The sequence below is a fragment of the Flavobacterium sp. B167r genome (genome assembly GCF_056824315.1).
Genome location: NZ_CP124859.1, coordinates 4,061,121 through 4,073,931 on the forward strand (window position 1 = coordinate 4,061,121; position 12,811 = coordinate 4,073,931).

Annotated in this window: 6 protein-coding genes; all 6 read right to left on the reverse strand. The window is 34.7% G+C overall.

Annotation, left to right across the window (positions count from 1 at the left end; translation table 11 throughout):
• Window positions 1-84: 84 nt before the first annotated feature.
• Window positions 85-966 carry an inositol oxygenase family protein gene (locus QLQ96_RS18150; protein WP_482492300.1) on the reverse strand — a complete coding sequence of 294 codons (882 nt, stop codon included), beginning with the start codon at window positions 964-966 and terminating at the stop codon, window positions 85-87.
• Window positions 967-1,504: 538 nt separating this feature from the next.
• Window positions 1,505-5,539, reverse strand: a complete 4,035-nt coding sequence (locus tag QLQ96_RS18155; RefSeq protein WP_482492301.1) for a hybrid sensor histidine kinase/response regulator transcription factor — start codon at window positions 5,537-5,539, stop codon at window positions 1,505-1,507.
• 52 nt (window positions 5,540-5,591) lie between these two features.
• On the reverse strand, window positions 5,592-7,427 hold the full coding sequence (locus QLQ96_RS18160) for a metallophosphoesterase family protein (RefSeq protein WP_482492303.1): 1,836 nt from the start codon (window positions 7,425-7,427) through the stop codon (window positions 5,592-5,594).
• A gap of 29 nt (window positions 7,428-7,456) precedes the next feature.
• Window positions 7,457-8,017 (reverse strand): hypothetical protein, encoded by a 561-nt coding sequence (locus tag QLQ96_RS18165; protein ID WP_482492305.1) that lies wholly within the window; start codon window positions 8,015-8,017, stop codon window positions 7,457-7,459.
• Window positions 8,018-8,031: 14 nt separating this feature from the next.
• Window positions 8,032-10,302: a GH92 family glycosyl hydrolase gene (locus QLQ96_RS18170; protein WP_482492307.1), complete on the reverse strand. Its 2,271-nt coding sequence runs from the start codon at window positions 10,300-10,302 to the stop codon at window positions 8,032-8,034.
• A 110-nt stretch (window positions 10,303-10,412) separates the two neighbouring features.
• Window positions 10,413-12,713 (reverse strand): GH92 family glycosyl hydrolase, encoded by a 2,301-nt coding sequence (locus QLQ96_RS18175; protein ID WP_482492309.1) that lies wholly within the window; start codon window positions 12,711-12,713, stop codon window positions 10,413-10,415.
• Window positions 12,714-12,811: the final 98 nt, after the last annotated feature.

Sequence of the window (12,811 nt, forward strand, 5' to 3'; positions counted from 1 at the left end):
ATAGCTATGTGTGGAAAACTAGTTTATTTTAATAACTATTACGCTCAAAAAAAAATCTATGTTTCTATGTGTTTATATAAACTTTTAAAACTTCAACTTCTCAGGCAAATATTTAGCAACTAATTCTTTGTAGTATGGAAGTAGTGCTTTTACATCTGGTTTAACCGGAGCTTTTGTATACAAGTCATACGGATTGAATTTTCTAACCCAATCAAACATTTCGATGTCTTTTTCATTCATTAAATGTGCATAAGCATTTTCTTTATGCTGCGAATAAAATGAATGGTAACGAATCATATATAAAGCTGGTTCTGGCAAGTAGTCTTTCATAATCTGGTAGAGATATTCATCGTGACCCCAGCTCATTTTTACATTATCCAATCCGCAGTTTTCTGTATAAATTCCAAATTTGGTATTGAATCTTGGATCGGTATAATCAGGGTTCTCCTTAAAGAATTCTGAGTAAACAATTTTATCGGAATACGCACATCCAACTGGAAAAGTATCGCCAACAACTGCCCACTGCGGTTCTCCAAAAAGGCATAAAACTTTACCTAAATCATGAATAAAACCAGTAAGTACAAACCAATCTGGGTGACCATCTGCACGAATGGCTTCTGAAGTCTGCAAAAGGTGTTGTGTTTGATCTAAGTCAATATCCGGATCACTGTCGTCTACGAGTGTGTTTAAAAAATCAACTGCTTCCCAGATCGACATTTCTTTTCTGTTGAACTGTAAAAATTCTTGTTCTTTACTACATACAAAATCATACGTCTGATAGGTATGGTTTATTCTATAAAACTCCTTAACTGTTTCTACCCTTTCTGAATCGACATAATTCCTGAATTCTTCTTTCTGCTTTTCTTTTAAATTTTCTTCAGAAGGATCAGGATATCGCATAAGCAAATCATCTTCCCACTCATCTAAATTTTTCAACGGATTATCTGTGTCTATATGTTTTTTCATAATTCTAAATAGTTATAAGTTGTTAGACAAAAATAAAATTACGTACTCCTTTCAAAATGGATTAATACATCAAAAACATGGATAATTTCGAATATGATAGGTTTTTTATGCTTTTAATACCCTAAAAGACTGTGTTTTGTCATTTAGGCGGTTGAGAAATCATACTAAAATTTCAATTAGATAGATAATCAGTTTTTGTCGAATTCTGCTTAAGTTTCTTCGTTCCTTAGAATAACAAACCGTTGCGCAAAAAAAATCTTTGTCAAAGTTTAAAACTTTGACAAAGATTGCGACCTATTTTAACATAGCCCAAGGTTTTAACCTTGGGGACGTAGAGAATGGAATACATTGTGTACCCAAGGTTAAAACCTTGGGCTATGTTTTTCTTTGTCGAATTTCGAATATGATTCTTCGTTCAGAATGACAAAACGTTGCGAAAAAAATCTTTGACAAAGATTAATCAAATAATTAGTAGAAATTCGTGAATTCGTGGCTAAAAAAAATCCTTTTTAATCTATGTAATCTGTGGCAAAAAAACCTAATTAATAAGTTTACTCGGCGGGAAACCAAACTGTTTTTTAAAGCATCGGCTAAAATATAACGGGTCATTAAAACCAACAAGATTGGTTACTTCAGAAACGTTATATTTTTTACTTTTAAGCAGTTCTGCTGATTTTTTCAAACGGATTGTTCTAATGAATTCGTTTGGTGCCAAGTCTGTAAGCTCTTTTATTTTTCTGTAGAGTTTTGACGAACTAACTCCCAACTTATCACATAAAAAATCGGTAGAAAGCTCTACTTCACTCAAATTGTCATTGATTAAATTAGTTATCTTTTCCATAAATTCCTCATCTATTGGCGAATGAGTAAGCATACTTACTTTGCTTTCTACTTCTCCAGAGAATTTCTGTTTGAGTTCTAATCTCGATTTAATCATGTTTTCGATTACCGTTTTAAGCAATAATGGTTCAAAAGGCTTCACCAAATAGCCATCTGCTCCAGTATCATAACCCTTCACTTTATCCATATTTTCAGAAAGTGCAGTAAGCATTATAACAGGAATATGACTGATGAATTCATCATTTTTAAGTTCGCGACAGAATTCCAATCCATCCATAACGGGCATCATGACATCTGTAACACATAAGATTGGCTTAATTTGGCGGCAGATTTTCAAGCCTTCCTGTCCATTTTCTGCGTCGTAAACTTTGTAATAATCAGACAAATAGTCTACTAGATATTTTCTGAGTTCGCTATTGTCTTCAATAACTAATATTTTTTCTTTTAAATCTGTATTTTGAATGATTTTCTTCGCAGCTTTTTCTGGAATAAGCATACTCAGATTGTCATTTTTAATGGCATATTCAAACACTTCCTTATTTTCATAAGAATCGCGGTCTATCGGAATTTCAACTCTAAAAGCACTTCCTTTTCCTGGTGCGCTTTCTACAGCAATAATTCCTTTATGAATCGATACCAGAGATTTTACTAGCGATAGCCCAATTCCCGATCCTGTGTTGTTGGCTTTACTATTGGAAGCCTGATAGAAACGTTTAAAAATCTTCTCTTGGCTTTTTAACGGAATCCCAATTCCATCATCGGTTACTTCTATTACCAAAATATCCTCAACAGTATCTTTAAGTCTGACAGACAAATCTACGCTTCCATTTTTATTCGTAAATTTTAAAGCATTTGATAAAAGATTGTAAAGTATTTTATCATACTTATCATTATCCAACCATCCGTTTATTTCTTGATCTTCCGTGGTAAAATTGAGCTTAATTTTTTTGTCGAAAGCCATTTCCTTAAACGAATCGAAAATATTTTTAGAATAAGAAAGTATATCGGTGCGTGTCACTTTGAGTTTTAATTCGCCCGATTGCGCTTTTCTAAAATCTAAAACCTGATTCACTAGATTCAAAAGTCGGCTTGCATTCTGATAAATCAGATTGTATCGGCTTTTTTCATAATCTGTAGCATTGCTGTTTTCTTCAAGAAGCTGTTTTGCAGGTCCTAAAATCAATGTCAAAGGCGTTCTCAATTCATGCGAAATATTCGTAAAGAAACGCAACTTCTCATTGTTGAGTTTAATATCGTGCTCTCTATTTACTTTTTCAGTAAGCAGTTCTTGTTTTAAGCGAATTCGATTTTTAATTTCTCTTCTGATGAAATAGAAAACGCCAAACAGAATCGCGAAAAACATTAAAAATGAAGTTGGAGTAAGCCAAAACGGAGGCAGAATTTTTATTTTATAAGAAACCGTTTTACTCCAATATCCGTCGCTGTTGCTTGATCGTATTTTAAAAGTATAATTTCCTGGATACAAATTCGTGTACTGCACTATTCTTGAAGTGCTATTAGCCGTAATCCAATGTTTATCAAAACCTTCGAGCATGTATTGAAACCTGTTCAATTTTTCATTGGCAAATGAAGGAGTAGAAAATTGGATTGAAAAATTGCGGTTTTTATGCGTCAACTCTATTTGTTTGCCATAGTTCAAGTCTTTTGAAAGCGGGATTTCTCCATTGATTTCCATTTCTGGAAAAACTTCTTCATTCTGAATCTTAAATTCGGAAATAACAGGCATCGGCGACCAGTTATTTCTTTTCAATGCCGGTGGCGAAAAAGAAATGATTCCGTTTTTGCCTCCCAGAAAAATATTTGAATTATTAAAATAAAAGAAGCCACTTGAGCTAAAAACGTCCAATCTGTTACCGCTATTTACGTGGTAAATGCTGATATCACTCAAATCGGCTTTAACAAAAGCAATGTTGTTATTATTGATATTGAGCCACAAATTACCTTTTGCATCTGAGAGAATATCAGTAATCCATTTTCCTGAAAGTTCTTTTAGCTTCTTTATGGGTTCAAATTCGTTCTTTTTCGGATTGTACAAACAGAGTCCAAAACGTGTTGAAGCCCAAATTTTACCTTTTACATCAACTAAAACATCACTCACATTCTCATCGTGGGGAACACCTTTTTCTTTGATAAAAAGCGAAGAATACGTTTCTATTTTGCCTGAATTGATATTGTATTTTACCACTCCGGTTTCTGTCGCAAACCAGGCATTATTTTTAGCATCTCTATCTATGGCATTGATCTGAAAGTTTGGCAATAGCTTGCTAGAAGTCTGCATCTGAAGCGTTTTTGTATTCAAGATTACAGCTCCTTCTCCAAACGAACCTACAATCATCGACTCTCCATCAATTTTTGAAAAAGCAAAAACAGGCGATTTTTCAAACCCTGTGTCTATTTCTCGAGAAGAATTTGTGAGATAATTGTACACTAAAATATTTCCATCCCAAAGACCGCAATAAAAAATCTTTCCGTCGTCTGAATAAATGCTGGCAATATCTTTTCCTGTATTGTGTAAAGGAATTGAGCCTTTTGTATTCGAGATAAAAAGTCCGTTATGATAGGTCGCTACAATTACTTTTTCATCGTATGTTTTAGCAAAACCTCTAATTCTAGGCGCTTGATTGCCAATAGAACGCGATATATCTTTGTTTAAAGTAAACTGATTTTCATAAGGATCGTACTTATCCAAACCGTCTTCGGTTCCAATCCATAATACGCCAGATTTGTCAAAATAAAGTGATGCAATTAAATTATCAACAAGCGAACTATCATCAGATAAAATGGAATAATACCATTTGTAATTTCCTTTCTGAATATCTTCTAACTCATTACAAACCAACAATCCGCCTAGAGTTCCAACCCAATATTTACCATCAGGAGCTCTTGCAACAGATAGAAAATAAGGACCTAAAGCACCTCTAACTTGCTTGTTATCGATGTACAGATTGACAAACTGATTTCTGGCTTTGTCCAATTTATACAAGCCTTCTCTAGTTCCAATGAAAATATCCGATTTAGCATCTTCGTAAATAAAATTAAGATAGGGATTTTTGATATTTGAATTTGGAACAGAAAGTGTGTAGGTAATAATTCTAACAATTGCCCCTTTTGCATCCATAGTAATTTTGGCAACACCTCCTTTTTCATAACTTCCAACCCAGATATTGCCTTTTTTATCTTCAAAAATGTCTTTGACGTAATCGAAACCTTTAAGTTCGATTTTCTCAAATCGCTTCTCTTTCAGAGAGAAAAGATAGACTCCTTTATTCTTGGTGCCGACCCAAACTCTATTGAATTTATCTGCATAAACCGATCTCACTTCATCATCTGGCAGGCTGTTTGGATCGTTCTTTTTATGAAAAAAAGTGGCAAACACATGGGTATCCATTTTGAAGAGTGTCAATCCTTTTCGGGTGCCAATCCATAGATTATTAGAAGCTTCATCTAATTCTAAAGCTGTAATATCATCATTGTATAATTTATTTTTTCCTACAGCAGAGCTCATGTAGTTTTTGAATTGATAGCCGTCAAAACGGTTTAATCCAGAGAACGTTCCGAACCACATAAAACCTTTTTTATCCTGTACAATATGGCGTACCGAATTATGCGATAGCCCATTATTGTCGTTATAATGCGCAAATTTTATATTCTGTGAATAAGAATTATAAAAGATAGCAGAAAACAAGAATAATATAAGGAATTTGAGTCTCATAAAAATAAATTATAAACGCAATTTAATCTTTTTTGATCTAATAAAAATAAAATTATTTAACAGATAAATTATCAATCTTATTACTTTTTAAATCAATTTTAAAATGATCAGAAGGTTCACCATTCATGGTTTTATAGAATATCTCTGACCATAAGACCAGTTGCATATCATCTGATTTTTTTAACTCCTTGCAGATCAACACATATTGCTTTAATCTCTTATTTCCAATCTCCGGTACAGCGAGTTCACCGGCATTTTTTAGACGATAAAAATCGAAAATCATGTCAAATCCGTTCCATGATTCAAAATCAGAACGAGTTAATGAATTTTCTTTCAGCCCTTTATCTAGGTCAGAACTATTTTTATTTTTTTCTAACAAATCCCTTCCAGAAAGATTTACAATTGAGTTTAAAAATTCAGGTGGAAAATCTTCTGGCAAAAAACGCAGTCGCACTAATTCTTTTAAATGCCAAGTGGTAAAATCTTTATAATCATCTGTCTTTAAAGTTTCTTTGTCCCAAATTTCATTATTCTTAATTGCTTTTAAGTGAGCATATTCTTCTTCATAAAAAGGAAATAAACTATTGTATTTGCTGACTTTTCCCACTACAATGGTTTCCACTTCAAGATCTGAATCAGAATGAATCGTCAATATTTTATAAGCGGGCATGTAGGCGGCGAGCGATGGGGTTTGAATATTGAATAGTGTATTTCCGTTTGCTGTTGTGCGGATACCAGTATCGTTGATGTGCATGTGTCCGCCAAAATGAACCTGAATTCCAGCATCTGCAAACTGCTGTGCAACTTCTTCATTTGGAACACGCTGCAGCTGCATTTTATTGGCGCCGAAAAGTTTTTTTAATTCAGGTGAAGCATTATCATTAAACTCTACCATTGGATAATGACTGAATGCGATCAGTATTTTTCCTTTCGCTTTGGCCTCTGAAGCCACTTTTTTCACCCAGTTTAACAGATGGCTTTTATAAATCAGAACGTTATTGTACCCTGTATTTGCTCCCGAAAAATCATGCGCATTATCTGCTTTCCCTGATAATTTTTCATTTGGAACATAAGCATTGGCATCGATTGCTAAGAGCCAGATTCCTTTAACTGGTTCGATCAAATAACTTGCATCCGGCAGAAACAAATTGGTGTTTTTAACCGCATATATTCTTTTTTCTAAAGCAGCTTCTTTTTTGGCTTCTTCAAAATTATATTGTGAATAAGTGTATTTTGAAAATGGCGTTTCCCAATATAAATCAGTCTTTTTTGGAAAGAAACCAAAATCTCGCATTTCATGAATCGTTTCTTTGTAACCCCAATTTTTTATATCGGCAGTTATGATCGGAACGAGTTCGCTTTTACTTTTATTGAAATTATTTTCAGAACTGCTGATAATCTGCTCTTTTCCGTCTTTTCCTAAAAAATCAGTCTTAACAGCATCTTGTGCAAAAGGTCGCACAACATCATGATTTCCTGTGGTTACATAAAATGAAATACCATATTTCTGAGAATATTGATCAAGAATTTTTCGCAATCCACGAACATACACCGGCTGTCCGTCATCGCTGAAATCACCAGGAAGAACCACCTGTTTTATACCTCTTTTTACAATATCATTTAAAGCTTCTAAGAAAGCGAAATAATTTTCATTAAAAATTCGGGTAGAATGCAGCTGGGCATTCATGGTTCTGATATTGGCGTATTCGCCACTTACAGGGTTTTGAATGCCCTGATAATCATTATCTTCAAATTTGGCAAAAATATCCTGCAAATGGGCATCGGCAATAAAAGCAATCTTTATTTTTTTGTCATGAGAATGCTGTTCTGTTTTACAGGAAATCAGAACTGCAAAAAACAATAAGCAAAAGAAATTTTTAAATGCCATTTTATGGTTTGAGTTGCGAAAACATTTTATTAATCTACGACCTTAACCAACGTTGGATTGATACCTAACGGGTTATTGATTATTTTACAAATTAGCGGAAAATCTGGATTTTTTACAATCCACATTTCGGTTTCATCAATCTGAGCTTTTACATGTAAAGCATCAATTGGTTTTCCATCAATTTGAACACTTTCTGTATTTTTTTCATCTAAAACATACTTGGTATTATTATATACGAAGGATCCATTTTTTATTAAGTTTTGATATGCTAACCTTGAAATCATAAAAAAGGTTTCTGATGGTTTTAAATTTAAAACTGGCGCATATTCTCCTTGATTGAAACTTAATTCAGTTCCGTTCTCTATGGCTTCTGGAAGCATCACAATTTTACTATTTACTCCTCTTGTTTCCAATTTAAAAGCCAGTTTCTCAGCTGTCATTTCTGCCGTCAGCTGAAGGGTTCTGGTTTGTCCGTGAAGCTTGCAGACATAATGCAGCTGGGTATTGTTTTTTATTGTCGGAATGTAATGCTGTGCCTTCCCTTTCTGATAAACAATGCAGAAAAGAAGTATTAAGAATATATTTTTCATCTTGTTTATCATTTTTATTTAGTTGGCGGTAAAATTGTCGTTCCCCAAGCTGAAGGTTTTGAATCCATTTCTAAAACCAGTTCGCCACCGTTATTAATATCATCATGCATAATCCAAGCTTTGTTGTATGGTTTTCCATTTAGCAGAGCGCTTTTTATGTATTTGTTTTTATCGGTCATTTTTTTAGCTGAGATGGTAAACTTCTTGCCATTTTCCAACTGGATTGCTGTTTCTTTAATTAAAGGCGTATTGATCAGATAATACGGTTGCCCAGCGTTTGGATATAATCCCATCATGTGAAAAGCCAGCCACGAAGACATGGCACCTGAATCGTCATTTCCAGGTAAACCTTCTCTTGAAGTATTAAAATTACTTTTTATAATCGTTCTGATTCTGTCGCTGCTCAAATAAGGTTTCCCGATCCAATGGTACAAGCACGGCGTTAAAAATGACGGCTCATTGGCCACATTATATAAATTTTGATCGAAGAAAATATCCAAACGGTTTTCAAATGCTTTTTCTCCTCCAGATTTTTTAACTAATTCTGGAACGTCATGCGGAAGGCTGAATGAATATTCCCAAGAAGTTCCTTCATAGAAAAATACGCACCAATGGCAAACATACCAAGGCGATTCTATAATTACTGGCGTATATTTAAAAGTTGGTTTCTGGATTTTAGATTCTCCAAAAACAACATCATCCAACCAGTTTCCGTCTTTATCTTTTGGCATGATAAATCCTTTGGCACCATTATTTTCATAATCCGAACGCCATAAATTCTGCCAGCTTTCTGCCTGTTTCATGTATTGATTATAGAGTTCCGTTTTACCTAAACCCTTGGCTACTGTGGCTATATTATAATCATTGTACGAATAGTCAATCGTTCGGTTTCCTGCACGATCAGTGCCATAAGGAACATATCCTAATTTAAGATAATCGATCAAACCGCCTCTTCCTTCTTTTTCTTCATTTCCTCCTGGCGGAACTGTTGCATCTTTAAGCATCGCCTGAAGTGCCAGCTCGTAATCAATTCCTTTTAAGTTTTTTACAAAGGCGTCGGCAATAACTACCTCAGCATTTGATCCTCCTTGAGTTCTTCCATTATCGTTGCCACTTCTACCTTCGGGCATATAGCCTTCGCGTTTGTAAATATTAAGCATGGCATTTATAATGTCTACTTTTCGTTTACTGTCAATCAGCGTGATTAACGGACTTGAAGTTCTAAATGTATCCCAAATGGTATAAAAATCATCATAATACGGTTCATCATTGGTCCATAATGGATTCTCGCCTGTTCTATCTACAGGCATAATCATAGTATGATACAAACCTGTATAAAACATTTTTTTATATTCGTCTGAAGTGTCTTTTGAAAGCTGGATACGACTTAATAAATTCTCCCATTTGTTCTGCAATGCGCTTAATACGTTATTAAAACTCCAGTGCGGAATTTCAGCTTCTATATTGTTTTTGGCTTTTAATTCGCTTAAGAAAGATATTCCTATTTTGACATTCAATTCTTCTTTTCCTGCATTTCCAAAAGAAAGAAGCGCGGCAGTTTTCTTTCCTGAATCAAACTGGGTTTTCTGATTATTGTAGAATTTTCCGTCTTTGAAAGTTACATATTTCGATATCGGCTGATCGAAAACGGCACAGAAATAAATCGTGTAAGCTCTTCCGTTGTTCCATCCGCCGCGAATTCTGCTGTAACCCCTTATTTCTGTATCTGAAACTATCTCGATCTGAGAACCCACAAACTGCTGGGCTTCTCTGGCATCAGGAATTTTTTCTTCTCCTAAAAAAAATCCTGGGTCTATTTTTAATTCTTTGGAGCTGTTTTTTGGATATGTAATTCTGTAAAATGAAACTTTCTCTCCAGTCGTAATTTCAGTTTTAATATTATTTCCTTTGAAAACAGTTTCGTAATACCCCAGTTTTACATTTTCTTCAGCTCTGAAAGAAGTCTGATCCATTTTATCTAAAGTACCCGAAAAAGGCATTATGAGTATATTTCCATACTTTGGCCCTCCGCCTGTTCCGCTCACATGCACTTGGCTAAAACCTGTAACTTCTTTCGGCATTGGAAGCCAGCCGCTGTTTGGACTAGAAGTACAATCGGGACTTGGTTTTACCATTCCGTACGGACAAGATGGCCCAATAAAAACTCTTCCAACACCTTCTGAACCAATCATCGGGTCGACGTATTGATTTACGGTTTGAGCGTTTATCGTTATTGTAAACAAAAATGATATTCCTAAAAGTATATTTTTACTGTATATTTTCATTATTTATTTATTTCTTAAACTTTCAATTTCATGTTTTTTGCCACAGATTTAAGGGATTACAGTAATTTTTTTTAATAATCTAAGTAATCAGTGGAATCTGTGGCAAAACTTTATTTTGACATTTCTAAAATTAACTCTCCGCCATTCGTAATTTCCTCATGCGAAAGTGTAAAATTTTCAACTTTTTTATGGTTAAATTTGATGTCTTTTATATAAACATTTTCTGAACTGTTATTTTGGGCTTTAATCACAAAGTTTTTTCCTGAATAATATTTTGGATTCAAATCTATTGTAATTTTATTGAAAATTGGGCTTCCTATCTGGTAAACGGCGTCTTTATCTGTTCCTCCATTCATTTGAAATAAACCTAATTTAAGCAAAACGTTCAGACTTCCCATCAAGCCTTGGTCTTCATCACCGTTGTATCCTGTTGCAGGAGACAATCCGCTGAAAGTCGTTTTAACTACATTTCTCGTCCAGAATTGCGTTAAATCGGGTCTTCCTAAAAGGATAAATATATTAGACGTTTGCATAGAAGGCTGGTTTCCGAAATTAATCGGAATTCTGCTGAATTCTGGGTGCAATTCGGCATCATGTGAAGTGCCTGAGGTATAATTTAGCTTTTGAGCTGTTTCAAACTGGAGATTTAATTTTTCTGCTGCTTTTGCTTTTCCTCCCATTAAATTGGCTAACCCTTCGATATCATGCGGAACAAACCAAGTTGACTGTGCACCATTGGATTCTATAAATCCGTTTTCATACTGATACGGATCATAATTTTCGCGCCATTTCCCGTCTGCATTTTTCGGACGCATCCAACCAATCGAAGAATCAAATATATTTTTATAATTCTGCGACCTTTTCATGAAATATTCATAATCGTCTTCATGATTCAGTTTTTTAGCCAACTGGGCCAAAGTCCAATCCTGATACGCATATTCTAAAGTCTGGCTTGCTCCATCTTGATGGCTTCCAAAATCGCCATCGGGAAGCGGATACGGCACATATCCTTTCTGCAAATAATATTTTAGTCCGCCTCCAATATTCGTATTGTGTTCATATCCTGCTTTTTCCATAATACCGCCAGGCATATGATTTTTTTTGAGTGCTGTGTAAATCTCTTCTAAATTTTCTTTTACAATTCCTTTTTGAATGGCGCTGACAATAAATGGAGTTGCCGAAGCTCCTGTCATTACGTAAGTATCATTTCCGCCAGCAGGACCACGCGGAATGATACCACCATCTTTGTAATACTGCATCAGCGAATACACAAATTCTTCCATAATTTCAGGATAAACCAAACCCCAAAGATTGTTGATTGTCCATTGGGCTCCCCAAAAGGCATCGGAATTATAATGGTTGAATTTGGGTTTTCTATCAGCATTTAAAGGTAAATGTCCTATCCTGAATTTGTCTCCTGTATTATCAGGGTAGGCTCCATTTGCATCGCTGATCATCTTTCTACCTTGCAGAGCATGCCATAAATCGGTGTAAAATCTTCTCTGATCGGTTGCTGTGCCTCCTTCAATTTTTATTCTTCCTAATAAATCGCTCCATACTTTTCTTGAATCGGCAACGGTCTGGCTAAAATTCCAGTGAGGCAATTCTGTTTCCATATTGATAACGGCATTTTCTATTGAAGTATAAGAAATGCCTACTTTCATTAGTATTTGTTCTTTCGCATTGCTGAAATGGATTAAATAATTCCCTGTTGCAGGATCTCTTTCCAAAGAAGTAAATGGCTGATTTGTTTTGACTTTGAAAAATACGGTCAGTGGTTTGGGACGTCTGAAATTAGTACTCAAAACTAATGACCCAGAAAGTTCGTAATCATTATTTTTTTCTAATATACCATTGGTATTTTCGCAAGGGCCTAAAACGGTATTGAGATTAAAAAGAACTGCTTTTTGCGTTTTTTTTGGAAAAGTATATTGATGAAATCCGACTCTTGGCGTACTGGTCAATTCTGCAGTTATTCCATATCTGTCTAATTTCAACAAATGATAACCTGGTGTTATCATTTCGGTCTGATGGCTAAATTTAGAATAAAAATCTTTAAAAACAGTTGATTTATTCGTGTCAGAAATCGTAACAGGCATTACCGATACGCCAGACAGCTGCCATTCGTGAACGTGGCTAAAACCCTTAACTGTATCTGTGGTATATTTATAACCGCCTCCCCAATCGCCTTTAATCTCAGTATCGGGACTTAAATTCACCATTCCAAACGGACGGCTTGCTGATGAAAAGTAAAACCATCTTGAATTTTCGGTGTCCAACAACGGATAAACCATATCTGAAACTTGTTTCTTTTGTAAAGAAATGGTTTTCTGAGCATTGCACGACAATAAAAACACTAGAGTCAAACTTATTGCAATATGTCCTATTTTAAAGATTTTATTTAGTTCCATTGATGCTGTTTGTATTGATGGGAAAAGATTGGGCTGATAATGAGTTGTATATTTTACAATCAAGAAGTTAATCACATAAAAAGAATGTTAAAGCCTAA

Coding starts and splice junctions, on each gene's coding strand:
- QLQ96_RS18175 (WP_482492309.1), bottom strand. CDS start 12,713: ATGGAACTAAATAAAATCTTTAAAATAGGACATATTGCAATAAGTTTG.
- QLQ96_RS18160 (WP_482492303.1), bottom strand. CDS start 7,427: ATGGCATTTAAAAATTTCTTTTGCTTATTGTTTTTTGCAGTTCTGATT.
- QLQ96_RS18170 (WP_482492307.1), bottom strand. CDS start 10,302: ATGAAAATATACAGTAAAAATATACTTTTAGGAATATCATTTTTGTTT.
- QLQ96_RS18165 (WP_482492305.1), bottom strand. CDS start 8,017: ATGAAAAATATATTCTTAATACTTCTTTTCTGCATTGTTTATCAGAAA.
- QLQ96_RS18150 (WP_482492300.1), bottom strand. CDS start 966: ATGAAAAAACATATAGACACAGATAATCCGTTGAAAAATTTAGATGAG.
- QLQ96_RS18155 (WP_482492301.1), bottom strand. CDS start 5,539: ATGAGACTCAAATTCCTTATATTATTCTTGTTTTCTGCTATCTTTTAT.